Source organism: Mesorhizobium sp. M0904 (assembly GCF_040319475.1).
Classification (GTDB): domain Bacteria; phylum Pseudomonadota; class Alphaproteobacteria; order Rhizobiales; family Rhizobiaceae; genus Mesorhizobium.
Map to the genome: position 1 here is coordinate 122,245 of NZ_JAMYOC010000018.1, position 24,438 is coordinate 146,682.

The following is a 24,438-nucleotide window of genomic DNA, read 5'->3' on the forward strand; positions in this document are numbered from 1 at the left end:
GCTGAAACATTGCCTCGAAGCGGCCGGCACCTCGTTGGAAAACATAGTCATGGTGCGCATCTACGCCGTCAATTCCGGCTTCTACAAACCATCAACCGCGTCTATGCGAAGTATTTTTCGACGAACTCGCCGGCGCGGAGTTTTGTGCCGGTGGCCTCGTGGCCGATGGAGTTTGATATCCAGATCGAGTGCGTGGCGGTGGCGTGAAGCGTCAACTTCTGCCCTTCCAGGATAATTTCCGCTTGTCTTTAAAGTAAAGTCGTCCCCAAATCCATCTGGGGATAGGGAGGGCGAGTCATGAACAAGCTGCCGAAAAAATTCGTCGCTTCAGCTTGTCGAAAATGAAGTGATCAAACGCGACACAATTGACGGCGACAAGGCGAAGGAAGCTGTAACCAGGATGCGCAAGGCTGCAAGCAAGTTGGAGAGAACAAAGAACAAAATCGTGAAGGAAGCCGTCGTCGATGTTGTGGATTAGCCTACGAAAGTACCAGACATTTTTATGGATCAGGCTGCCGCTGGCGATGTTCGTCGCTTTTATGGCGTTGCCTCAACCCGCCACTGCAAAATGCGCCGATATTCCCATGGCAGTGGTCGGTCCTATGACCGGCGATTGGGCGTACGACGGTGAGGAGATGCGGCGGGGCGCTCAACTTGCAGTAGACGACATTAATGCCAAGGGCGGGGTACGAGGATGCAAGATAGTACTCACCGTGCTCGATGATCAGTATACAACAGCCACCGCGATAGCCCTCGCCAAGAGATTGGCAAAAGAGGGGGTTCGCTTTGTTATCGGCCATTTCAACTCAGGCAGTTCTGTCCCTGCCGCGATGATCTATGCCAAGAACAACACTTTGATGGTCAGCCCCGCGTCGACAAATCCCGCTCTTACCGAATTCAAACTTTGGAATGTCATTCGCACGGTCGGTCGTGACGATGTTCAGGGGATGTTTGCCGGCGAGTATATGGCCGATCATTTCTCAGCACAAAATCTTGCCATCGTTAGCGATGGTACGCCCTATGGTGATGGCTTAGCGAACAAGGCAAGAAAAGCGCTGCGAGCAAAGGGACATCCTGAAAAGCTGGCCAAAAAGATCAAACCCGGCCAAGGCGATTTTGCAGACCTCATCAGCAAACTTAAATCGATGAAGATCGAAGTTCTCTTCTTCGCGGGGCTTGCCGATGATTTTGGTCCGCTCGTTCGCCAAACCAAGGAAGCTGGGCTGAAGGTTCAGTTCATCTCCGGAGATGGGGCTCTAGTTCACGATCTGCCCGGGAAAGCGGGGCCCGCCTTGGAAGGCGTGCTAATAGCATTTTCGCTTGAGGACCGGAGCAATCCCGCCGCAGCCGACGTTGTCGCGCGCTTTCGTTCTCAAGGATTCGAGCCGGCAGACTACACGCTGAAGTCCTATGCGGCAGTCCAAGTGGCGGCCAAGGGTATCGAAATGGCAGGTGGTCAGGCGCCAAGGGCTGTTGCGGCTTCTATAAAATCCGGCCAGCCAATTCCGACCGTGTTGGGGAACCTGACCTTCGACGCGAAGGGAGATCGAAATCAGCGTGACGTAACAATGTACGTCTGGAAAAGGCGGGGAGACGGCACACTCATGATGGATTTCCAATCCCCATAGCTTACGCAAAATACTCCTGCAGCGGCCGCACCTCTAGGCTCCCCGCCCGCAGCGCCGCAATCGCTTCCGCCACCGCAGCCGCGCCCGAAAGCGTCGTGTAATAGGGCACCTTTTGCATCAGCGTCGCTCTGCGCAGCGACTTCGAGTCCGAGACCGCCTTCTGGCCGTCCGTGGTGTTGAAGACGATCTGCACCTGGCGGTTGCGGATGGCGTCCTCGATGTGCGGGCGGCCTTCCAGCACCTTGTTGATTTTCTCTGCGGCGACGCCGTTCTCGGCGAGGAAGCGGGCGGTGCCGGAGGTGGCCAGCACCTTGAAACCCTGGCCGGCGAGGCGCTTCACCGCCGGCAGGATGCCCTTCTTATCCTCGTCGCGCACCGAGACGAACAGCGCGCCCGCGCGGGGGAGATCGACACCCGCCCCCAGCTGGCTCTTGGCGAAGGCGAGTGCGAAGTCGCGGTCGAGGCCCATGACCTCGCCAGTCGAGCGCATTTCCGGGCCGAGCAAGATGTCGACGCCGGGGAAGCGGGCGAAGGGGAATACCGCTTCCTTGACCGCGATGTGGCCGGGATTGCGGGGGTCGGGCATGGCGCCGTAATGGGCGAAGGCGTCTTCCAGGCTCTCGCCGGCCATGATGCGGGCGGCAATCTTGGCAATGGGACGGCCGATGGTCTTGGCGACGAAGGGCACGGTGCGCGACGCGCGCGGGTTGACCTCGAGCACATAGACCGTGCCGTCCTTGATCGCATATTGCACGTTCATCAGACCGCCGACATTGAGCGCGCGGGCAAGTGCTGCCGTCTGGCGCTCCAGCTCGTCGACAAGCTCCGAGGGCAGCGAGTGCACCGGCAGCGAGCAGGCACTGTCGCCCGAATGGATGCCGGCCTCCTCGATGTGCTCCAATATGCCCGAGACGTAGGTCGACTTTCCGTCGCAGAGACAGTCGACGTCGACCTCGATGGCGCCCGACAGATAGGTATCGAACAGCAGCGGGTTCTTGCCAAGCAGCGTGTTGATCTGGCCGGTCTTGTCGTTCGGGTATTTCTGCTTGATGTCTTCCGGCACCAGGCCGGGCACGGTGTCGAGCAGGTAGGATTGCAGCATGCTCTCGTCGTGGATGATCTGCATGGCGCGGCCACCCAGCACATAGGACGGGCGCACCACCAGCGGGAAGCCGAGCTCGCCGGCGACGAGGCGGGCCTGCTCGACGGAATAGGCGATGCCGTTCTTCGGCTGGCTGAGGCCGAGCTTGTGCAAGAGCTTCTGGAAGCGGTCGCGGTCCTCGGCCAGATCGATCATGTCGGGCGAAGTGCCGAGGATCGGGATGCCGGCCTTCTCCAGCGCATCGGCGAGCTTCAGCGGCGTCTGGCCGCCGAACTGGACGATGACGCCGACCAGCTCGCCCGAGGCCTGTTCGGTGCGCAGGATCTCCAACACATCCTCCGGCGTCAGCGGCTCGAAATAGAGCCGGTCGGAGGTGTCGTAGTCGGTCGAGACGGTCTCCGGGTTGCAGTTGATCATGATCGCCTCGAAGCCGGCGTCGCGCAGCGCAAAGGCCGCATGGCAGCAGCAATAGTCGAACTCGATGCCTTGGCCGATGCGGTTGGGGCCGCCGCCGAGGATGACGACCTTTTTGCGCGATGAGACCTGTGCCTCGTTGGCCAAGGCGCCGGCAAAGGGAACCTCATAGGTCGAATACATGTAGGCGGTGGGCGAGGCGAACTCGGCGGCACAGGTGTCGATGCGCTTGTAGACCGGATGAACGTCGAGCTTGTCGCGAATCTTCTGGACTTCTTCGACGTCTTTCCTGACCAGGGAGGCGAGGCGGGCGTCGGAGAAACCCATCGCCTTCAGCATGCGCAGATTGGCGGCGTCCTCAGGAATGCCGTGCTCGCGGATGCGATCCTCCATGGCGAGGATGCCGGCGATCTGCTCAAGGAACCACGGGTCGATCTTGCACATTGCGTGCACGTCTTCCAGCGAGGTGCCCATGCGGATCGCCTGCGCCACCATGCGCAGCCGGTCCGGTGTCGGCGTGCCCAATGCCGCGCGAATGGCGTTGCGGTCGTCGACGTGGCTGGCGGGCGCGCTGCCGTGGCCGATACCTGGGATCTCGATCTCGTCCAGACCGGTCAGGCCGGTTTCGAGCCCGCGCAAAGCCTTCTGCAGCGATTCCTGGAAGGTGCGACCGATGGCCATGACCTCGCCAACCGACTTCATCGAGGTGGTCAGCACCGGCTCGGCGCCGGGAAACTTCTCGAAAGCAAAGCGCGGGATCTTGGTGACGACATAATCGATGCTCGGCTCGAACGACGCCGGTGTCGCCCCGCCGGTGATGTCGTTCTCCAACTCGTCCAGCGTGTAGCCGACGGCGAGCTTGGCGGCGATCTTGGCGATCGGAAAACCGGTCGCCTTGGAGGCCAGCGCAGACGAACGCGAGACGCGCGGGTTCATCTCAATGACCACCAGACGGCCATCGGCCGGGTTGACGGCGAACTGCACGTTGGAGCCGCCGGTCTCGACGCCGATTTCGCGGAGCACCGCGATCGAGGCGTTGCGCATCATCTGGTATTCTTTGTCGGTCAAGGTCAGGGCAGGGGCGACGGTGATCGAATCGCCGGTGTGCACACCCATCGGGTCGATGTTCTCGATCGAGCAGACGATGATGCAATTGTCCGCCTTGTCGCGGACGACCTCCATCTCGTACTCTTTCCAGCCGAGCACGCTCTGCTCGATCAGCACTTCGGTGGTCGGCGAGGCGTCGAGGCCGGACTGGACGATCTCGAAGAATTCGGCCCGGTTGTAGGCAATACCGCCGCCGGTGCCGCCCATGGTGAAGGACGGGCGGATGATGGCGGGCAGGCCGACATGGTCGAGCGCTTGTGCTGCAATCGCCATGGCATGGCTGATATAGCGCTGCTTGCGGTCACCTTCGCCGAGGTTCCAGCGGGTTTCCAGCGCGTCGAGCGCGGCGTCGAGGTTTTCCGGCTTCTCGGCTTTCAGCGCGGCGCGTTCGGCCTCGTGCGTCTTGCGGTCGGCATTCTTGACGTCGGTGGCGTTGGCCAGCATCGACTTCGGCGTTTCCAGGCCGATCTTGTTCATCGCCTCGCGAAACAAAGCGCGGTCCTCGGCCTTGTCGATTGCGGTGGCGTCGGCGCCGATCATCTCGACCTGATAGCGGTCGAGCACGCCCATGCGGCGCAGCGACAATGCGGTGTTGAGCGCGGTCTGGCCGCCCATGGTCGGCAGCAGCGCGTCCGGCCGCTCCTTGGCGATGATCTTGGCCACCACTTCGGGCGTGATCGGCTCGATGTACGTGGCGTCGGCCAGCTCCGGATCGGTCATAATGGTGGCCGGATTGGAGTTGACCAGGATGACGCGAAAACCCTCTTCCTTCAGCGCCTTGCAGGCCTGGGTGCCGGAATAGTCGAACTCGCAGGCCTGGCCGATGACGATGGGGCCGGCCCCGATGATCAGGATCGACTTGATGTCGGTGCGTCTTGGCATGTCGAGGGTCCGTTTCGGCGGGCGGCTTGCACAAAAAGCCGGACGGGATGACCCGGCCGGTTGTGCTCGCGATTCTGGTATCAGGCTAGGAGGGCCTTATAGGGAAGAGTTTTGCCGGATGTAACCCCCTAAAATGGCAGTAGGGCAGTAGGGCAGTAGGGCAGAGGTTCGAGCGTCTTTAAACATATTGCCCTACTGCCCTACTCCCTTACCACTATCCCCCAACGCCAAAGCATCCGTAATCTCGAAGCGTTCCGAAGCACCGACGCGGATCATGTTGAGGCTGCCCTCGCGGGTGAAGCGGAATTCGCCGGGGGCGTCCGCACCGGCCGGCTTGCCGGCCTGGAAGCTGATGATGCGCGTGCCGCCATCGGGCCAGGTCACGGTCACGTCGGTCTTGTCGCCCGTGCGCACGACGCCTGCCTTGCAGCTGGTCATCGGCTGGCCGAGATAGCGCGCGCAGGGGATGGCGTTGCCGGCACCGGGTACCGGTGTCCCCGGCGGCTGAAGCCGCGCAACGGTCTGTGCGTCGGCCGGGGGCGCCGCGTTGGCCGCGCCGAAATTCCGGACGGGATCAACCGCCGCGGGCGGCGATCCATCAACCTGTCCAGTCGAGGGGTTTCCAGCGGCCAGGGCCAAGCGGTAAGCATCCTCGATCGCCACCTTGCCGATTGCGTCAGCGGAGTTCAGCGCCGTTTCGGGAGCGGTCGCGCCGAGGCGCGTTGTCAGATCGGGCAGTGGTTGAGAGGCAGGGCTCTCCGTATTGGCCGCCGCCTGGGGTGTCACTTGCTGGGGATTGATAGGATCGAGGTAGCGCGCCGGCGCCCATCCGCTCAGTTTGGGGTCGTCAATGTCTTCGACCTTGCACCATTTGTAACCGCTGATGTCGCCGCAGCCGAGATTTTTCACGCTCGAACCGCTCGGCAGCCGCGCCTCGATCTTGCCCATGGCCGACGCCGTGGCGCGCACGTTCAGGAGGTCATCCGGAGCGAGACCCGTCACAATCGAGATGATGGGCTCCGGCTCCTGGCCGTTGGCCGGCAACTCCGCCAGCATCAGCGGAGCGGCAATCACCGCAAGCAGCGTCGTCGGGAGTGTTACTGTGCGCCTAATCATCTGCCATGGCGGTAGGTTCAATTGCCGAAGGCGCGGCCAGGCACGAAAGCGCCATCGCACGCCAGCCGGTTTTTATAAGCGACGAGACGGTGCTGTGTAAGCCCGAAAAGGTGCCGCGTGTTGAATCGCGACCAGGCCACTTCCGTGAACTAACAGCCGGCAAAATATTGCACATTTCATGTAAATATGCACTCTCTCAAGTAAGGTTGAGGAGGGCAATATGGTCGACCTTGAAATATTTGCGCAGGTGGAAAACATAGTTCGCCAGCGTATCAAGAAAACGCGCGCCGAAATTGAGGCTTCACTTGGTCACATCGCCAACGGCAATCCGCTGGCCGCCGAACAGACCCTCTCCAGGCGCCTCGACAGGTTGCAGGTAAAGGCGTCGCTCAGCCGCACCGAAGCGGAGATGATATCGGCAGCGATCGACATGAGGTCTGCCGGGGAACGAAAGGCCGCCGCCAAGCAGCCAGGGCCGGAGGCAATTCTCGGCCCAACGCTCGATTTCATCGGGGTCGCATTCCTCGAGCGTGGGCGCCGTGCTGCCGATGCGGTCGGCCGTGTTGCCTTTCTCAACGGCAATCCACAAGGATCGGGTTTTCTGGTCGGGCCAAGGCTGTTCCTCACAAACAACCATGTGATTTCGTCGCCGGCGGATTCCCGGCGCTTCCAGGTCCAGTTCGATTATGAGCAGGACGGTGCGAATGCCGTGCGTACGCCGACGACGTTCCTGTTCGATCCTGAATCCTGTTTCGTGACCGATAGCATAGAAGGTCTGGACTATACGCTGATCGGGGTCGGCGAGCGGCGTTCCGGTCCAAAGGAACTGGGGGAGTTCGGTTTTATCTCGCTGTCGGATGCGCGCGACAAGCATATGCTCGGCGAAATCGCCAACATCGTCCAGCATCCCGATGGCCGCTTCAAGGAACTGGTGTTGCGTGAAAACCGACTCGTGGCCCGCGACGAAACGGTGCAAGTGCTGCACTATGTCGCCGACACCGAACAGGGTTCGTCCGGCTCCCCGGTCTTCAACAATGAATGGGAACCTATCGCCCTCCACCATTGGGCCGGCCCGTTCCACGAGGTGACGGGCATAGGTGGCTATACGCTTGCGCGCGAGATCAACGAAGGCATACGGATCAGCGCCATCGTTGACCATCTGGGTGCTAGAAAGTCCAAGCTGCCGGGCTCCTCGGCATCGGCGGTTTCGCAAGCTCTGGCGATTTGGGCCGGCATGCCGCGCATGATGGACGAGACAGTTCGGCTGAACGCCGATATTCGCGAAGATGTGCCGGACAAGCCGGTGCAGCGGCCGGAACCGGATCGCAATCCGCCGGCGACGAGACACAATGCCGATGGCTCGGTCACCTGGACTTTTCCCGTCGAGATAAATGTCCGGGCGCCGCTGATCGACCGCGACGGAGGCGATGCGAGACGAAACGACGGCAAAGGCCCGGCAAGCGAACCCGGGAAGGTGGCCATCGCCGAGGCCGCGGGTTGGAAAACAGAGGATTTCGACGATCGTGGAGGGTATGAGCCCGGCTTCATACCGGGCTTTGTCCTAGCAATGCCGACGGTTGCCAATTCACCCTACCGGTTGGCCAAAAACCTTCTTGCCAAACCGGGAGATGACCCACACGAATTGCGCTACCATCATTTTTCGATCTTGATGAACGCCGATCGCAGGCTTGCCTTCGTCACCGCCTGCAATATCGATGGATCCCGCACCAAGGCGGTCAATCGTGAGGACAAGACGGTCATCGACAACCCGTCGCTTGTCGAATTGGGGGTGGAGTCGATTTCCGGTTCGGAAGCCAGCGATGCTTTCCGGCCGGATCGGCGCATCGACCTTGGCGAGCAGATGAACCAGGAATTCTATTCGAGCCAGAATGTGCCTGGATTTCCCGTCGCAAAATCCAAGGAACGAATCGCTCGAATGTTTCAGAAGGGCCATATTACACTTCGCGGCGACCCCGCATGGGGCGTCGATCAGGAGGCGGTCGCGGCAGAACGCGACACGTTCTTTTATACCAATGCTGCGCCGCAAGTCGGCTTCTTCAATCAAGGAAGCTCGCTTAACCATCCCGGCTCCAAAGGGAAGTTGAGATGGCGCGCGGTAGAAACCTATGTGCTGCGCAACGCCTATACGACGCGAGGCCGTGTCACGGTGTTTGCCGGGCCAGTGTTCGGCGAGGACGATCCTCCCTACCGCTTCGACAGCCATGTTCCGCTGAAGTTCTGGAAGATCGCGCTGTGGTCCGATCAAGCTGGCCTGCGCGCCATCGCGCTGCTGGCGGACCAGAAGCCGGTTTTGGAAGTGATGCCCGAAGCGTTCGGCGAGCGTGCCGAGGCATTCGATGACCCGCTTGAAATTGCCAGGGTATCGGAGTTCCTTTCGACGGTGGCCGAGATTGAAGAGCTGACCGGCCTGAACTTTGGCCAGCAGGTGCGCGACGCCGACATTCGGGCCGGTTCCGAATCCGCCCCGGCACAGACTTTCAACCCAACGCAACTGGCGCCCAAGACGTCACGGCCAAAGGCTTCGGCGACCAAGACTTCGGCGGCCAGCGCCCGACGTCCTGCCAAGCGATCGAAGCGATCGGCGTCTGACGACTGAAGATTGGACCGGTCGCGACTTCTGCCGCTCGAAAGCGGTCATCCGTTCAGCTAGGCATGAGCAAGCTCAGCCCGGCGGCATGAACGCGTTCCGCGTTCAGCCGGACATAAATCCGGTGCGCAGCGCGTGAGCCCATTCGGGCCGCCCCGCCTGCTCGGCCTGACGCGCCGCCGCCTCGTGGTCATAGTCGACAGCAATGGCCTCGAAGCGATCGGGATGCAAGTCGACGATGCCATAGCGGGCGTGTGGCGAGCCTTGCTCCGAGACATGCGCCGGTGGGGTCGAATCATCATAGGCCGGGCAGCCGATGCTGCCCGGATTGAAAATGACCGGACCGCCGGGAATGCGGATCAAATCGCTGCGGTGGCTGTGGCCGCAAAGCATGATGCGGCAGGCGGGATCGACCGCGCCGAGGCGCCGCTCGATGGCGGCCAGCGGCGCGCGCACCAGCCGGCCCTCGACGATCGCGTCAGTCAGGTATTTTTCGTCGTGGTCGGGCCGGGCATGGAAGGCGATCACGCCGGGCGCCACCTCCAGCGTGACGGGCAGCGCGAACAGCGCCTCGCGCTGGCCTGCGGTCAGCCGTTCCTGCGCGTAGTGGTCGGACGGCCACATGGTCTCGTCGGCAGTGTCGCGGGCAACGCGGCGGTCGTGATTGCCGCGTACCGTCGGCAGGTCGAGCGCCTCGAGCCGCTCCATGGTCTCGCGCGGCCACAGCGGGCCGGAAACGCAATCGCCGAGATTGACGATGAGGTCGGCGCCGCCACGCTGCCGCAGATCGTCGAGCACGGCGTCGAGCGCCAGGACATTGCCGTGGATGTCGGCGAGGACGGCAATGCGCATGGCAGGCTCCGTTAATTGGAATGGCTGGAGGGCAGGTGAAGCTACTTTGCTCGTCTCGCGAAGCGGGCGAGAGCGGAACCCAGCTTCGCGCCGGTCAGGCGCGGACTTCGATCTCGTGGCCGCCGACCGCCGGCAACGATGCGTCGTCGCCGGCCGCGGCAATAACGCTGTCGAGCAAGCCCGGGAAGCGGCGGTCGAGATCGTCACGGCGCAGCGTGATCAATCGGCTGGTGCCAACCGCCTCGGTGCGGGTGACGCCGGCCTCACGCAGCTTGGCCAAATGGTAACTCAGATTGGTTTTCGAGGCGAAGTCGAGGAACCGGCTGCAATTCAGCGGCACGCCCTCTTTGCTGGCGAGATAGCGCACGATGGCCAGTCGCGTCGGGTCGCCGAGCACAGCAAGCACGTTCGGCAGGCTGATCTGGTCGGCGGTGGGATGGGGCAAGGTCATGCCCAGGAATTAAGCACATTTGGAGCCGATTTCAACGCATCTCCTCTCGTGGCCAATGGACACATAGTTTCGTCCCGTCGCCCCGTCCTGACACCGGGCTGTCAGGATGGTTCGGCTATTTTGCAGCGGCTTTATTGACATCATGCCCTGTTATGTCCAATTGTTCAATAACCTTTGAACTAAGGAAATTGCCATGGATAAGCGCCTCATCTGGCTTGCGCTCGGATCGTTCACGATTTCGACCGAAGGTTTCGTCATCTCCAGCCTTTTGCCCGATATTGCAAAGGATGCCGCCATCTCCGTGCCGCTCGCCGGCACACTGATCACCGCGTTTGCGCTCGCCTATGCGATCGGCACGCCGATCCTGGCAACGCTGACCGGCGAATCGGATCGTCGCCGCGTCATCCTGTGGACGCTGGTGTTCTTCGTGTTGGGCAACGTCGCCGCGGCGCTGAGCTCCTCCTTCGAATTGCTGTTGATCGCGCGCATCGTCATGGCGCTGTCGTCAGGCCTGTTTGCGGCGACCGCACAGGGAACGGCCGTTGCGCTTGTCGACGATCATCACCGCGCCCGCGCCATTGCCGTGGTCGTCGGCGGCACTACGGTTGCGGTAGCGGTCGGAGCACCGCTCGGCGCGCTCGTTGCGACGGTTGCCGGCTGGCGCGGCACCTTCTTTGCCATTGCCGGCCTTGGTGCGCTCGCCGGCGCGATCCTGTGGTACCGGCTGCCGCGCGGCATCGTCGGCACAAGGCTGCCGCTCCGCATGCGGCTGGCAGCGGCACTTCGCCCCGGCGTCATGCCTATCCTGGTGACGACGATCCTGGCTCTGATCGGCGCCTTCACCGTCTTTGCCTTTGTCGCGCCGCTCGCGATCGAAGGCGGCGGACTGAACCCGATCGCGCTTCCCGGAATGCTGCTCGCTTTCGGCGTTGGCGCGGTCATCGGCAATATCGGCGGCGGTCAGGCCGCCGACCGTTTCGGCGCGACGCGCACCGTCTGCTGGTCGCTAGCGCTGAGTGCCGCCATGCTGGTCACGTTTTCGCTGATCCCGATGTTCCTGCCGCGCGAGATCGCCGGGCCGGCATTGATGGCCATGATGGTGCCGTGGGGCATCGTCGGCTGGGCATTCCCGCCGGCGCAGGCGAGCCGCATCATCAAACTGGCGCCCGATGCCGCGCCCATCGTGCTGTCGCTGAACGCTTCGGCGCTCTATCTCGGCGTTGCACTGGGTGCCGTGGTCGGCGCAGCGGTGCTGGGCTATGGCGCACCGGCCGACCTCGGCGTGGTCGCGGCGGCATTCCCGATCATCGGTCTGGGCGTAGTGCTGGCGGGCCACCTGGCGGCGCGACCGGTGGCGATGCCGGCCGAATAGGGCTGTTAGCGGAGCTTGGCTGCCGGCCGCCGATAATTCAACTCGCGGCCGGCGGTACGTCGAAATCAAGTGCGGCGATTTCGTCCAGCGCCGCTCGCAGGCTTGCCGCCTGTTCTTTTCCAAACATCTCCTCGAAGCGCTGCTGAGCGACTTGCCACAGCTTCAGAGCTTCTTCGAGCTTGATCCGGCCCTGCGATGTCAGCCTGACGCGCCTGATGCGGCGGTCGGCAGGGTCGGCGAAGGTCTCGATATAGCCGTCCCTGATCAGCGGCTTCAGCGTATGACCGAGGGCCGACAGGTCCATGACGAGAGCCGCGGCAATGGCACCCATCGTCGGTTCGTCGCCGATGTGGATCTGGTAGAGCAGGCCCTGCTGCGTGGCCTTCAGACCCGATGGGGCCAGCACATCGTCATAGAACTGGCCCAGTTTCCGCGTCGCGCGGCGCAGCATGGCGTTGTTGCAAAGCGCCAGGCCGGGCAGGGTGGTTTGGGACATTGGCGGATTTCCGATGAGGGACCGGAAGGGCCCCTCGATGCAAACCAGAAATAGTCCTTGCTTCCCGGATTGACAAGATGGTGGCATATGCCTACGTTCCAATGGTGGCATATGCCAGTAATTCGTGTGCCAGTCGAAGCAGGGGTGTTGCCCTGCGGCACCGGCATTTGGAATCGAACCAGAAGGAACAAGACAATGAGCAATCAGGACAAAGGTACTGCGGTCGTCACCGGCGCCTCGTCCGGCATCGGTGCGATCTATGCCGACCGGCTCGCCGGCCAAGGTTATGATCTGGTGCTGGTGGCGCGGCGCGCCGATCGGTTGGAGGAATTGGCGGAGAGGCTCCGCCACGCGTATGGCAAAAAGGTCAGCGTCATCGGCGCCGACTTGGCCGACGACGGCGATCTGCGACGGGTCGAGCAGGCGATATCAACCGACGACAGCGTGACGCTGCTGGTCAACAATGCCGGCCTTGGCGGCGCGCAGGTGGTGGCAACGGCTGAAGCCGATGTCGCCGAGCGCATGATCAAGGTCAATGTCGTGGCGCTGACTCGGCTGACGCGCGCGGTGCTGCCGGGGCTGCTGTCGCGCAACCGCGGCGCCATCGTCAACATCGCCTCGGTGCTTGCCTTCGATACCTCGTTCGGCGGCATCTACAGCGGCACCAAAGCCTACGTCGTCAACTTCACCGAGGCCTTGCAGCGGGAAGTCGCGGGCACGAAGGTCGCCGTGCAGGTGGTCTTGCCGGGGGCCACGCGGACAGAATTCTGGGAAGTTGCGGGAAGCGATATTGCCAATGTGCCGCAAGAGATCGTGATGACGGCCGACGATCTGGTCGATGCAGCGCTGGTTGGCCTGGCAAACGGTGAAGCGTTCACGGCACCGGGTCTTGCCGACGTTGCCGGGGTGGATGCCTTTCTTGGCGTTCGGCAAGGCTTTTTCGGCAGTCTTCTGGCCGGCAAGCCGGCGGCGCGTTACGCTGCCTGACATAGCTAAAGACTAACCTTACGCCGTCCGCCACATCGGAATGATCGAGGCGGCCAGCAGCAGGCCAAGCACGGCGTTGAGCCTGCGCCACTGCCGCTCGGTTCGCAGCAACCGGGCGAGCAGCGTGCCCGCCACGCACCATGCCGCCAGGGATAGAGCCGCTGCAAGGCCGAAGACGGCGCCGAGCAGCAAGGCGAGCTGCAGCGGCCCTTTGGCGAGCGCGGCAAAAGATGCCGCCGCTCCCAGCCCCATGGCCCAGCCCTTTGGGTTCATCCATTGCAGGCCGGCGCCGCCCAAAAAGCTGTTCGGCTTTGCCATGGCCACGTCCAGACTGGGCGGACCGCTGCGGCCGATCTTGAGGGCAAGCCATACCAGATAGAGGGTACCGGCCATTTTCATTGCCAGTTGCAGCGAAGGAGCGGCGGCCAGCAGACCAGCGAGCCCGGCAGCACCTGCCGCAGCCACTGTGGCCAGGCCGGCCGCACTTCCGGCCATCAGCGGGATAGAGCGGCGAAACCCGAACTGCGCGCCGGACGCCGTCGACAACGTCGTGGCCATGCCGGGCGTTGAGGTAGAGACCAGCGCGAACAGGACGAGGGGAAGGACGGTTTCAAACATGCTGCTTCCTTTGAAGCCTGCACGGTAGGCTGTTTGGCTCATCAGTAAATGCAATGTTTGCTATGACATGCATTAGCAAATATAATGGCTTGATGCTCCGCAACCTCGACACTGCCCTGATCCGAACCTTTGTCACCGTTGCCGACAGGGCCAGCATGACGGCGGCGGCCAACGCGCTGCATTTGACGCAAGGTGCCGTCAGCCAGCAGGTCAAGCGTTTGGAAGAGGTTCTCGGCTGCAGGCTGTTCGACCGCGATCGGAGCGGATTGCGGCTGACCCGCTCCGGCGAGCGGCTGTTCGGCAAGGGCAAGCGCCTGCTTTCGCTCAATGACGAGATCCTGGCGGAGATGGCGGGCGATGCAGTTGCCGGTCAGGTGCGGCTTGGCGTGCCGTACGACCTCGTCGGCACCTTGCTTGCACCGGTGCTCAAGGCCTATGCCGAGGCGTATCCGCAGGTCGAGATCTCGCTTGTCTGCGCCTCGTCGCCGGAGCTGGCTGCGGCCTTGGCGGCCGGCACGATAGAGCTCGCGGTGATCGAGGAGCCGGTCGGTCGGTCGGCCGGCGAATGCCTTGTTGTCGACCGGCTGGTCTGGGTCGGCGCCAAAGGCGGCGGCGCCCGCAGCAAACGCCCCTTGCCGGTTTCGATGGTCGCCGAGACCTGCGCGTTCCGTCCGGTTGTACTGGAGGCGCTTAACGAGCACGGGCTGGCCTGGCGCACCGTATTCGAAAACGGCAGCATCGACGCGACGACGGCGACAGTGCGTTCGGACTTGGCCGTCACCACCTGGTTGGCGTCGACCGTACCTGCGGACCTCGATATTTTGGCCAACGATCCGGATTTGCCGTCATTGCCGAATTTTGCAATCAATCTGCATTTGCCGAAGCACAGCGTTGCGCCGGCCGTACTGGCATTCGCGGGCCACCTCCGCGACGGGTTGGCGCGGCGACGAGAGGCGGCTTAAAAACAGCAAAAAGGACGGCCAGTGTTCAGCCGTCCTTGATTGCCCTGCGGCATCTACTTCCAGTTCTTGCGCCGCTCGATCTCGGCTTCGGAAGGCTGTTCCGGAGCAAAGGACCCGGTCTTGATCTCGCCGGAGCGCTCATAGCTCGCCATGAGGACGCCGGTGGTCGATGCCTGCGAACGGGTCAGCTTGAAGGCGGCAGGTATCGCGCCGCTGCCGAACAGTTTTTTGCCCTTGCCCAGCACCAGCGGGAAAATCAGCAGGCTGATCTCGTCGATCAGGTCATTGGCGAGCAAGGTCTGGATCAGCTCGCTCGATCCCTGAATGAGCAGGTCGGGGCCGTCGTCCTGCTTCATCCGGCGCAACGTCGCCACGATATCGCTGCCGAGCGGCCGGCTGTTTTGCCAGGACAGCGTATCCGGCCTGTGCGTAGCCACATATTTCGTGACGGCGTTGAAGCTGTCGGCGATCGGGTCATTCTTCTGGTAAGGCCAATGGGCGGCGAAGATGTCGTAAGTCTTGCGGCCGAGAAGCAGCGCGAACGGTTTTGAAAACGTCTCGCCCATCGCGGCGCCCATCACATCGTCCCAGTAGTGAAACGTCCAGCCGCCGAATTTGAAGCCGCCGACAGGGTCCTCTTGCGGGCCGCCGGGCGCCTGCATGACGCCGTCGAGGCTGACGAATGTTGCGGCGATGATCTTCCTCATTGGAGCTCCCTTTCCCTGATCCGTGCCGTCATGGCTGGACTTCGAGCCAAGGACGGGCAGACGGACATTTGTCCGACAGCGGCCGGCAAAATTCCAGGGCTGGAAGGACGGATGATTGCCGACGTTGTTGGGTCAGTTTGGAGCAGACGCTCAGCCTAAACCGACGACCGTGTCGTAGAGCAGCTTGAAGTTGAGCACCAGGATGAGGGCGGCAACCACCCAGGCCAGCACGGCAACGGCGCGGGAAATGGCGAAATTGCCCATTTTGCGCTTGTCCGAGACGAACTGCACCAGCGGGACGACCGCGAAGGGAAGCTGCATCGACAGGATCACCTGGCTGAAGACCAGCAACTGGCCGGTGCCCTTCTCGCCATAGAGGGCGGTGACGACCACCACCGGGATAATGGCGATGCCGCGCGTCAGCAGGCGGCGCGCCCATTGCGGGATGCGCAGCCGCAAGAAGCCTTCCATCACGATCTGGCCGGCCAGTGTCGCGGTGACCGTCGAGTTCAGGCCGGAGGCAAGCAGGGCCACGGCAAACAGGATCGAAGCGATGCCGAGGCCGAGGAGCGGCGACAGAAGCTCGAAGGCCTGGCCGATCTCGGCAACGTCATGATGACCGGTGCCGTGGAACGCCACCGCCGACACGATCAGGATGGAAGCATTGACGAACAACGCCAGTATCAGCGCGATGGTCGAGTCGGTCGTCGCCCATTTGATGGCGTCGCGCTTGCCGCGATCGGTGCGCTCGTAGGCGCGGGTCTGCACGATCGAGGAGTGCAGATAGAGATTGTGCGGCATCACCGTGGCGCCGATGATGCCGATGGCGATGTAAAGCATCGCTGGATTGGTGACGATCTCGGACGACGGCACGAACATGGCGTGCAGGATGGAGCCGACCGGCGGCGCGGCGGCAAAGATCTGAATGGCGAAGCAGCCGAAGATGACAATCAAAAGTGCTATGATGAAGGCCTCGAGGAAACGGAAGCCCTTGTTCATCAGCAGCAGCAGCAGGAAGGCATCGAGCGCGGTGATAATGGCGCCGCCGATCAGCGGAATGCCGAACAGCAGTTGCAAGGCGATTGCCGTGCCAATGACCTCGGCCAGGTCGCAGGCGATGATGGCCAATTCGCAAGCGACCCAGAGCATGAAATTGACCGGTCGCGGATAATAGGCGCGGCACGCCTGCGCAAGGTCACGGCCGGTGGCGATACCGAGCCGGGCGGCGAGCGCCTGCAGCAGGATCGCCATCAGGTTCGACAACATGATGATGAAAAGCAGCGTGTAGCCGAATTGGGCTCCGCCGGCGAGGTCGGTCGCCCAATTGCCCGGATCCATATAGCCGACCGAAACCATGTAGCCCGGCCCCATGAAGGCGAACAGCCGGCGAAGCCAGATCCCCGAGTGCGGCACCGCGATCGTTGCGTTGACTTCGCGCAGGCTGGGCTGCTCGTCGTCCTCCGGGCGGGCAAATCGCCACATGGACCGGGGGGCTGAGGTGGCTTCGGCTTCCGACATGAAATGGCTTTCCACTGGAACGATCGATGTTCTCTCTTTATCTATGCCACGGCTGAACATTATGCAATATGCTATATTTCATTGTCGGAGCTTTTTCGTGTAGCCGCTTGGCCGTGCGACCGGACCGTAGTGACCGCCGGTTGCGCCGGTCACCGAATGGAAATAAACGGCCAGAACAAATAGGGTTCCGTGTTATGACTGCAATGTCGATTCAAACTGCCGGGAGGAGCGCGTATTGGCGCTGAAGAAAAGACCGGTTCCTCGCGAAAAGCCGCTGCCTGATGCAGAAATCCACTCGGAAGGCTTCAGGCAGACGCGTGAAGCGCGCCGCAGCGCGCTGGTCGAGGATTATGTCGAGCTCATCGCCGACCTGATCGAGGACGGCAACGAGGCGCGCCAAGTCGATATCGCGGCACGGCTCGGCGTCGCTCAGCCGACGGTCGCGAAAATGCTGACGCGGCTGTGCGCCGACGGGCTGGTCTCCCGGAAGCCTTATCGCGGCGTGTTCCTGACCGAGGCCGGCCGCAAGGTTGCGGAAGAGAGCCGCATTCGCCACCAGACGGTCGAGGCCTTCCTGCGCTCGCTCGGCGTCAGTGCCGAGACGGCGCGCATCGACGCCGAAGGCATCGAGCATCACGTCAGCGCCGAGACGCTCGAAGCCTTTCGCAAGGCAATAATCGCCGCCCGCTGAAAAGCACGTGGCGCGACTCGCTTCCCACGAGCAGGGCGAACGCCACAGACCTTGCGATGTTTCGGCCAGAGCAAACAAGCGTCAGCAAGCATTGCTTGTTCGCACGAAAAATACTGTGACTTGGCGTAACCGTTGAGATAATTGTGGTCGTGTCCGATCGAACCGGGACACGGCCCGATCGGCCGGAAGAAATTGCGTCATGGGGGTTGCCATGCTCTGGAAGGGCCGTCGTCAGAGTGACAATGTCGAGGACGAGCGCGGCCAGAGCGGCGGGTTTGGCGGTGGGCCGGGGCAGTTTCGCATCCCGATCGGCGGTCGCGCCGGCGGCGGCGGCATGTCGGGCATCATTATCGTAGGGTTGATTTTCCTGGCAGGGTGGTATTTCGGCTTCGACCCGAGCCAGATCCTCGATGACAGCGGCTTGCAGCCCGGTGGCGGCGGCCAGATCACCGACAATAGCGGCGGCCAGGACGGCGGCACCGGTGCGCCCGCGTCCGACGAAATGAAGCAGTTCGTGTCGACCGTGCTGGCCGAGACCGAGGATACCTGGACCGGTATTTTCCAGTCCGAGGGCCTGACCTATCAGGATCCAAAGCTGGTCCTGTTCAGCGGCCGGATCGGCTCTGCTTGCGGTTCTGCCTCATCGGCGGCCGGACCATTCTACTGTCCCAATGATCGCAAGGTTTATCTCGACACCACCTTCTTCCAGCAGCTCGATCAGCAGTTCGGTGCCTCCGGCGATTTCGCACAGGCCTATGTGATCGCGCATGAGGTCGGCCACCACGTGCAGAACCTCGTCGGCATCCTGCCCAAATTCAACCAGATGCGGCAGAATATGAGCGAAGCCGACGCCAACCACATGTCGGTGCAGGTCGAGTTGCAGGCCGACTGCTTTGCCGGCATCTGGGCACATTTCACCGGTCAGAAGGGCATCTTGGAACAGGGCGACATGGCGGAGGCACTGAACGCCGCCAAACAGATCGGCGACGACACGCTGCAGAAGAAGATGCAGGGCTACGTCGTGCCGGAAAGCTTCAACCACGGCACGTCGCAGCAGCGGCAGACCTGGCTGGCGCGAGGTTTCCAGAACGGCAAGCTTTCGGACTGCGACACGTTCAACAACCCGATCTGAGCCGACAGTTTTCTCGTAATTATCTGAGAGACTGCATCGCAGTCAGGGGATGTCAGGATGAAAACACTCTGCCCGTTCCCTCATTGTTCCCGGCGATGTGCTCGCCTATAAGGTGTGTCCCCGTTCGCTCGGGCGGCCCGAGGAGATACCATCATGATAGACCCCAAAACCGCCAGGCGGGGCCTTGCGCTTGTTTTTACCACCCTGCTGCTCGACGTCATCGGCTTCGGCATCATTATGCCGGTGCTGCCGGCCTATCTCAGGGAATTGACCGGCGTCGGCATCAGCGAGGCGGCTATCGAGGGCGGCTGGCTGTTCTTCGTCTATGCGGCGATGCAGTTCGTTTTCGCACCAGTGATGGGTGGGTTGAGCGACCGGTTCGGACGGCGGCCTATCCTGCTCGCCTCGGTGTTGACGTTCGCTATCGACAATCTGATCTGCGCTATCGCCTGGTCCTATCCGATGCTGTTCATCGGCCGCGTGCTGGCCGGCATTTCCGGCGCCAGTTATTCCACGACATCGGCATTCATCGCCGATATCTCGACCGACGAAAATCGTGCGAAGAATTTCGGGCTGCTCGGCATTGCTTTCGGCGTCGGCTTCGTCATCGGGCCGGTTCTGGGCGGGTTGCTCGGCACGTTCGGGCCGCGTGTGCCGTTCTATTTCGCTGCCGGGCTTGCCTTCGCAAACTTTCTGATCGCGCTGTTTCTGTTGCCGGAAACACTTGATAACAAGCACCGTCGCCGCTTCGAGTGGAAACGCGCCAACCCGGTCGGCACGCTCGTCCAGATGCGCAACTACGAAGGTATCGGCTGGATCGGACTTGTCTTCTTTCTGATGACGCTGGGGCACATGATGTATCCTGCGGTCTGGTCGTTCGTCTCCAGTTATCGCTATGGCTGGAGCGAACAACAGATCGGCTTCTCGCTCGGCGCTTTCGGCCTGTGCGGGGCGATCGTCATGGCGACCGTCCTGCCGCGCGTGATCCCTAAGCTTGGCGAGTGGAAGACGGCGGTAATCGGTCTGGCATTTACCGCACTCAGCGCCTTAGGCTACGCCTTCGCGTCACAAGGCTGGATGATCTATGCAGTGATCGTCGTCGGATGTCTCGAGGCGTTGGCCGACCCGCCGCTCAGAAGCCTTGCGGCCGCCAAAGTGCCACCTTCCGCCCAGGGCGAACTCCAGGGCGCAATGACCTCGATCTTCTCGATCACCTCGATCATCACACCGCTGCTTTATACGGCGATCTTTTCCTGGTTCACGGGGCCGAACGCGCCCGTAGCTTTCGGCGGTGCCCCGTATCTGCTCGGCGCGATTTTCCTCACGCTGGCGCTCGTCGTCTTCGTCACCAGGGTGGCCAAGCCGACGCCGAAGGAGGTCAAACGCATGCACGCGCAGGAAGCGGTGACGGACGGGGCTTGATCGGCGCCGGGAGCCCGGCCGGCGCCGTTAGTCGAATCCGTTTTTACGCAATGCGCTAAACACGCTCGGCCAGTGCCGGCTCGCCGCGCTTTTCGCGGATCAGGTTGACGAAGCGGCGAAACAGATAGTGCGAATCTTGCGGCCCGGGCGAGGCTTCGGGATGATGCTGGACCGAGAAGACTGGTCTGCCGGTGAGCGCAATGCCGCAATTCGAACCGTCGAACAGCGAAACATGGGTTTCCTCGACGCCGCTCGGCAACGAGTCGGCGTCGACGGCAAAGCCATGGTTCATCGAGACGATCTCGACCTTGCCGGTGGTGTGATCCTTGACCGGATGATTTGCACCGTGGTGGCCCTGATGCATTTTTGCAGTCTTGCCGCCCAGCGCCAGCGCCAGCATCTGGTGGCCGAGGCAGATGCCGAACAGTGGGATATCGGTCTTCAAAAGATCCTGAATGACCGGCACGGCGTAGTCGCCGGTTGCTTCCGGATCGCCAGGGCCGTTGGATAGAAAAATGCCGTCGGGCCGCATCGCCAGGATCTCCTCGGCGCCGGTTTTTGCCGGCACCACAGTTACCTTGGCGCCGAGGCCGGCCAGCAGGCGCAATATGTTGCGCTTGACCCCGTAGTCGACGGCAACGACGTGCATCGACGGATCAGCCTGTTCGCCAAAGCCCTCGTTCCAGACCCAGGGCGTCTCGCGCCAGACCGAGGATTGACCGGAGGTGACCTCCTTGGCCAGATCAAGCCCGACAAGCCCCGACCATGCGGCGGCGCGGCGCTTGAGATCATCGACGTCGAAGATACCGTCGGGCGCGTGCGCGATGACGGCATTTGGCATGCCCTTTTCGCGGATCAACGCGGTCAGCGCCCGCGTGTCGATGCCTGAAAGTGCGACGATGCCGCGCTTCTTCAGCCACTGGTCGAGACCGGTTCCGGCGCGATAATTCGACGGGTTGGTGACGTCGGCCTTGAACACGGCGCCGACGGCGCCGGCGCGGGCCAGCGGGTTGAGGTCCTCGATATCTTCGTCATTTGTGCCGATATTGCCGATATGCGGAAAGGTGAAAGTGACGATCTGGCCGGCATAGGATGGGTCGGTGAGGATCTCCTGATAGCCGGTCAGCGCAGTGTTGAAGCAGACCTCGGCGACGGCGGAGCCGGCGGCGCCCAGACCGCGGCCCTCGATGACGGTGCCGTCGGCCAGCACCAGCAGGGCAGTCGGCTTGTCGGTGGCCCAAGGGGGGGGCGATGCGGCGGTCATCGTTGCCACGGCGGCACTCCAAAAGGTGCGCCCTCAGTCGGCGCAACAAAAAGCGCGAAGCGGCGATCTCATAGCCTCGGCGCGCTAAGTTTTCACTTGTGCATGTCGTTGCCCCAAAACAGCTACGCACTTTTGGGCGACGTGCACTAGAATTCAGTTCATGCAAGGCCCAGTACATAGGGGAAGGCGCCAAGGCGGTCAATGATGCCAGGAAGTGCGAGCCCGGATTTATTTCGTCGAACAATATCAGGGATTTGCCGGTAGTGTCGCATTTGCGTTGGGCTTTCGGCACGGCTATTGTCCGCCGCATTCGAAGGAGAAAGCACTATGCGAGGCAAAATCGCCGAATCCCTGAAGAGCGCGATGAAGGCGCAGGACAAGCGCCGGCTGCCGACATTGCGGCTGATCCAGGCGGCCATTCATGATCGCGACATCGCCAATCGCGGCGCCGGCAAGGAGCCGGCGAGCGACGACGAAATCCTGCAGATCCTGGCCAAGATGGTGAAGCAGCGCGAGGAATCGGCCAAGGCGTTCGATGACGGCAAGCGGCCGGAGCTTGCGGCGCAGGAGCGCGACGAGATGGCCATCATCCGCGACTTCCTGCCGACGCAACTGGGCCAGGTTGAGACGGAAAGCGCCGTCCGTTCCGCGATTGCCGAGACCGCCGCCAGCGGCGTCAAGGACATGGGCAAGGTGATGGCGGCGCTCAAGGAGAAATACGCCGGTCAGATGGATTTCTCCAAGGCGAGCGGCATCGTCAAGAGCCTGCTTCAGTAAGCTGCCGAAGGCCCTTGCCGTCGCGCCCGCAATCCGGCAGCCAAAAGCTCGCGCCCGTGATCGAACTCGTCAAACCGGCGCTTGAACACCTGCCGTCCTACAAGGCGGCTCTCGAGCGTGGCTGGTCGCCGGACAATGTGCGGCTGCTCGACGCGACGCGCGAGCAGCTTGCGGCTATCGAAAAGGATCCAGCGACTTTCCTTGGCGATCTCGACGATTCCGATGGCAAGGGACTGCCGATCACCTTGCCCGACGGTTCGACGGTGCCGCGGCTGCCCGGATTCCGGCGCTGGATCTGGGACGGGGAAGTCGCAGGCTCAATCGGCTTGCGCAGGCAACACGGCACCGCGGCGCTGCCGTCGCATGTGCTCGGCCACATCGGCTATGCGGTGGTGCCGTGGAAACGGGGACGCGGCTATGCGACCGAGGCGCTGCGGCTGATGCTGGTGGAGGCGAGGGCTGTTGGCCTGCCCTTCGTCGAAATCACCTGCAAGCCTCACAATGTGCCCTCGCAGAAGGTCGTTCTGGCCAATGGCGGCCGGCTCGTCGGGCGTTTCTTCGAGGACGCCGCCTATGGCGGCGCGGAAAGCCTGCGCTACCGGATCGATCTGTAGCCCTATTCGGCGGCAGCCGGCAGCGGCGGCGCAGCCCGGCTTCGCCATTCCCAGACATGCGAGGCAAGCGCAACCGCGACCGCGACCAGCATGGCGATCGCGCCAACCACCGGCAGGCTGCGATAGCCATAGCCGGCATTGAGCATCGCCGCGCCGAGCGATGCGGCGAGCGCGATGCCGACATTGAAGCCCGACGGGATGAGCGACGAGGCAAGGTTGGAGGCGTCCGCGGTCCAGGTCAGGATGCGGGTCTGGATCGGCGTGCCGATGGCAAAGTTGAGGCCGCCCCAGACGAAGATCGCTATCACCATCGGCAGCGGGTAAGGGCTGACAGCGTAGATCAAGGCGAGCATTGCCGCCTGTAGGAAAAGCATGGCGATGAGCGACGGCATCAGCTTCCAGTCGGCGAGCCGCCCGCCGACGAAGACGCCGATCGTTGCGCCGACCCCATTGAGCAAGAGCACCCAAGGTATCCATTTCTCGTCGAGGCCTGTGACCTCAAGCAGCGTCGGCGTGATGTAGGTGAACAGGCCGAACTGGCCGATCATCAGCATCAGCATAATAATGAGCGAGGTCCAGACCTGCTGGCGTGCGAGCACGCGGACCTCGCTTCCAAGGCTCGCCGACGGGCTCGACGATCCCGTCTTGCGCGGCAGCAGGGCGCCGATTGCCGTGAAGGCCACCACACCGAGCGCGCACATCACCCAGAATGTCGCACGCCATCCCCAGATGTTGCCGATTGCCGTGCCGGCCGGAACGCCGATTACGTTCGATACGGTGAGGCCGGACAGGATCAGCGCCACCGCCATGCCGCGCTGGTCTTCGCGCACGAGGCCGACGGCCACCACCATGGCAACGCCGAAATAGGCGCCATGCGCCACGGCCACCGCTATCCGCAACAGCAGCATCGAGGCGAAGTCGGGCGCCAGCGCGCAGGCGGCCTGGCCGATGGTGAAGGCTGCAGTCAGCCCAAGCAGCAGGGCCTTGCGGGAGAACCTTTTGGTGGCGAGCGCCAGCAGCGGGCCGCCGACTGCAATGCCGCCGGCATAGCCGGAAACGAGATAGCCGGCGGTCGGAATCGCGACGCCAAGGCCATCCGCCACCTGCGGCAGCACGCCGGCGATGACGAATTCGGTGGTGCCGAAGGCGAAGGCAGCTATGAACAGGGCAATGAGGGGCAGCATGGCGCGAAGGAGGTCCTCGGACAAGCTGGCCTCAAACCACGGATGAGGGCGGCGGGCAATCCAGAAATTGGCGACGCCGCTTTAGCTTTTCTTGATCGCCGGTCTGGCGCCTGCCGCGGAGGCAAGAGCTAGGCGGCTGCCTTCCTCCCATAAGGAATTTTCAGCCACGCCCGTTCGTGAAGATAATAGAGCAGCGACTTGGTGACGACCTCGGTCAGGCCGATGGCCGCGGCGAGCTTGATGCTTCCGGTCACGACGAGCGAGATGATCATCGTGTCGATGGTGCCGGTGACGCGCCAGGAAAGCGCCTTGGCGAAGCTGCGAGAATGGGTGTCCATCGACTTTCCTCCCGGTAGATATGGGACGATCCTTTAGCCGACAGACGGGAAAACGCGCAAAGATAATTTTTGCGCATTGGCCCACAGCAATTTTCATAGGCGATGTTCTGAAGCTAGGGTCAGGACCCATTAATTTGTTGAGTTGATCTCTGTTGGGTGATTCAAGGTGGCAGGAGGTGCCGCCTTGAGTGATTTG

General features: G+C 62.4%; 22 protein-coding genes. 11 read left to right on the forward strand and 11 right to left on the reverse strand.

Annotated features, from left to right (window positions below):
* Positions 1 to 346: 346 nt before the first annotated feature.
* Both NKH80_RS19990 and NKH80_RS19995 read left to right on the forward strand, forming a co-directional pair.
* Positions 347 to 478 carry a hypothetical protein gene (locus NKH80_RS19990; RefSeq protein WP_302897169.1) on the forward strand — a complete coding sequence of 44 codons (132 nt, stop codon included), beginning with the start codon at positions 347 to 349 and terminating at the stop codon, positions 476 to 478.
* Positions 465 to 1,628, forward strand: coding sequence for a branched-chain amino acid ABC transporter substrate-binding protein (locus NKH80_RS19995; protein WP_352687783.1), 1,164 nt, complete (start codon positions 465 to 467; stop codon positions 1,626 to 1,628). Before NKH80_RS19990 ends, NKH80_RS19995 begins: the two co-directional genes overlap by 14 nt.
* Before the next feature lies 1 nt (position 1,629).
* Here the strand turns inward: NKH80_RS19995 and carB are convergent, their stop codons facing one another.
* On the reverse strand, positions 1,630 to 5,133 hold the full coding sequence (gene carB / locus NKH80_RS20000) for a carbamoyl-phosphate synthase large subunit (protein ID WP_352993082.1): 3,504 nt from the start codon (positions 5,131 to 5,133) through the stop codon (positions 1,630 to 1,632).
* A 192-nt stretch (positions 5,134 to 5,325) separates the two neighbouring features.
* Positions 5,326 to 6,207 carry an SH3 domain-containing protein gene (locus NKH80_RS20005; protein ID WP_352993084.1) on the reverse strand — a complete coding sequence of 294 codons (882 nt, stop codon included), beginning with the start codon at positions 6,205 to 6,207 and terminating at the stop codon, positions 5,326 to 5,328.
* A 262-nt stretch (positions 6,208 to 6,469) separates the two neighbouring features.
* Here NKH80_RS20005 and NKH80_RS20010 point away from each other — a divergent pair, with 262 nt between their 5' ends.
* Complete coding sequence (locus NKH80_RS20010) at positions 6,470 to 8,866, forward strand: DNA/RNA non-specific endonuclease (protein WP_352993086.1); 2,397 nt, start codon at positions 6,470 to 6,472, stop codon at positions 8,864 to 8,866.
* Positions 8,867 to 8,962: 96 nt separating this feature from the next.
* On the opposite strand, the gene NKH80_RS20015 is transcribed toward NKH80_RS20010, so the two are convergent.
* Both NKH80_RS20015 and NKH80_RS20020 read right to left on the reverse strand, forming a co-directional pair.
* Complete coding sequence (locus NKH80_RS20015; protein ID WP_352993087.1) at positions 8,963 to 9,709, reverse strand: metallophosphoesterase family protein; 747 nt, start codon at positions 9,707 to 9,709, stop codon at positions 8,963 to 8,965.
* A gap of 94 nt (positions 9,710 to 9,803) precedes the next feature.
* Positions 9,804 to 10,160, reverse strand: coding sequence for an ArsR/SmtB family transcription factor (locus NKH80_RS20020; RefSeq protein ID WP_352506754.1), 357 nt, complete (start codon positions 10,158 to 10,160; stop codon positions 9,804 to 9,806).
* Between the two features lie 193 nt (positions 10,161 to 10,353).
* Here NKH80_RS20020 and NKH80_RS20025 point away from each other — a divergent pair, with 193 nt between their 5' ends.
* Positions 10,354 to 11,532, forward strand: coding sequence for an MFS transporter (locus tag NKH80_RS20025; RefSeq protein ID WP_352993088.1), 1,179 nt, complete (start codon positions 10,354 to 10,356; stop codon positions 11,530 to 11,532).
* A gap of 37 nt (positions 11,533 to 11,569) precedes the next feature.
* Here the strand turns inward: NKH80_RS20025 and NKH80_RS20030 are convergent, their stop codons facing one another.
* Positions 11,570 to 12,028 (reverse strand): MarR family winged helix-turn-helix transcriptional regulator, encoded by a 459-nt coding sequence (locus NKH80_RS20030; RefSeq protein ID WP_352477816.1) that lies wholly within the window; start codon positions 12,026 to 12,028, stop codon positions 11,570 to 11,572.
* Between the two features lie 195 nt (positions 12,029 to 12,223).
* Between NKH80_RS20030 and NKH80_RS20035 the strand changes: the two genes are divergently transcribed.
* Complete coding sequence (locus NKH80_RS20035; RefSeq protein WP_352993090.1) at positions 12,224 to 13,015, forward strand: SDR family NAD(P)-dependent oxidoreductase; 792 nt, start codon at positions 12,224 to 12,226, stop codon at positions 13,013 to 13,015.
* 18 nt (positions 13,016 to 13,033) lie between these two features.
* Here the strand turns inward: NKH80_RS20035 and NKH80_RS20040 are convergent, their stop codons facing one another.
* Entirely contained in the window at positions 13,034 to 13,633 is a 600-nt protein-coding gene (locus NKH80_RS20040; protein ID WP_352993092.1) for a LysE family translocator, read from the reverse strand.
* A gap of 92 nt (positions 13,634 to 13,725) precedes the next feature.
* Between NKH80_RS20040 and NKH80_RS20045 the strand changes: the two genes are divergently transcribed.
* The gene (locus NKH80_RS20045) at positions 13,726 to 14,595 is read left to right on the forward strand and encodes a LysR family transcriptional regulator (protein ID WP_352646681.1); all 870 of its coding nucleotides are present in this window, start codon (positions 13,726 to 13,728) and stop codon (positions 14,593 to 14,595) included.
* Between the two features lie 53 nt (positions 14,596 to 14,648).
* On the opposite strand, the gene NKH80_RS20050 is transcribed toward NKH80_RS20045, so the two are convergent.
* Together NKH80_RS20050 and NKH80_RS20055 are read right to left on the reverse strand one after the other, a co-directional pair.
* The gene (locus NKH80_RS20050) at positions 14,649 to 15,302 is read right to left on the reverse strand and encodes a dihydrofolate reductase family protein (protein ID WP_352751945.1); all 654 of its coding nucleotides are present in this window, start codon (positions 15,300 to 15,302) and stop codon (positions 14,649 to 14,651) included.
* Between the two features lie 150 nt (positions 15,303 to 15,452).
* A complete protein-coding gene (locus tag NKH80_RS20055) occupies positions 15,453 to 16,820 on the reverse strand; it encodes an Nramp family divalent metal transporter (RefSeq protein ID WP_352704212.1) in 1,368 nt (455 codons plus the stop codon).
* Between the two features lie 235 nt (positions 16,821 to 17,055).
* Here NKH80_RS20055 and mntR point away from each other — a divergent pair, with 235 nt between their 5' ends.
* From mntR to NKH80_RS20070, 3 genes are all read left to right on the forward strand, one after another.
* Entirely contained in the window at positions 17,056 to 17,511 is a 456-nt protein-coding gene (gene mntR, locus NKH80_RS20060; RefSeq protein WP_254820344.1) for a manganese-binding transcriptional regulator MntR, read from the forward strand.
* A gap of 211 nt (positions 17,512 to 17,722) precedes the next feature.
* Positions 17,723 to 18,643 (forward strand): KPN_02809 family neutral zinc metallopeptidase, encoded by a 921-nt coding sequence (ypfJ, locus tag NKH80_RS20065; protein WP_352704276.1) that lies wholly within the window; start codon positions 17,723 to 17,725, stop codon positions 18,641 to 18,643.
* A 153-nt stretch (positions 18,644 to 18,796) separates the two neighbouring features.
* On the forward strand, positions 18,797 to 20,065 hold the full coding sequence (locus tag NKH80_RS20070) for a TCR/Tet family MFS transporter (RefSeq protein WP_352704214.1): 1,269 nt from the start codon (positions 18,797 to 18,799) through the stop codon (positions 20,063 to 20,065).
* A 55-nt stretch (positions 20,066 to 20,120) separates the two neighbouring features.
* On the opposite strand, the gene carA is transcribed toward NKH80_RS20070, so the two are convergent.
* Positions 20,121 to 21,329, reverse strand: coding sequence for a glutamine-hydrolyzing carbamoyl-phosphate synthase small subunit (carA, locus tag NKH80_RS20075; protein WP_352704277.1), 1,209 nt, complete (start codon positions 21,327 to 21,329; stop codon positions 20,121 to 20,123).
* Between the two features lie 327 nt (positions 21,330 to 21,656).
* Between carA and NKH80_RS20080 the strand changes: the two genes are divergently transcribed.
* The gene (locus NKH80_RS20080) at positions 21,657 to 22,106 is read left to right on the forward strand and encodes a GatB/YqeY domain-containing protein (protein WP_352993094.1); all 450 of its coding nucleotides are present in this window, start codon (positions 21,657 to 21,659) and stop codon (positions 22,104 to 22,106) included.
* Between the two features lie 56 nt (positions 22,107 to 22,162).
* Positions 22,163 to 22,720, forward strand: coding sequence for a GNAT family N-acetyltransferase (locus tag NKH80_RS20085; protein WP_352993096.1), 558 nt, complete (start codon positions 22,163 to 22,165; stop codon positions 22,718 to 22,720).
* Between the two features lie 2 nt (positions 22,721 to 22,722).
* Here the strand turns inward: NKH80_RS20085 and NKH80_RS20090 are convergent, their stop codons facing one another.
* Positions 22,723 to 23,904: an MFS transporter gene (locus NKH80_RS20090; RefSeq protein ID WP_352993105.1), complete on the reverse strand. Its 1,182-nt coding sequence runs from the start codon at positions 23,902 to 23,904 to the stop codon at positions 22,723 to 22,725.
* 128 nt (positions 23,905 to 24,032) lie between these two features.
* Entirely contained in the window at positions 24,033 to 24,242 is a 210-nt protein-coding gene (locus NKH80_RS20095; protein WP_023678301.1) for a DUF2061 domain-containing protein, read from the reverse strand.
* Between the last annotated feature and the right edge of the window lie 196 nt (positions 24,243 to 24,438).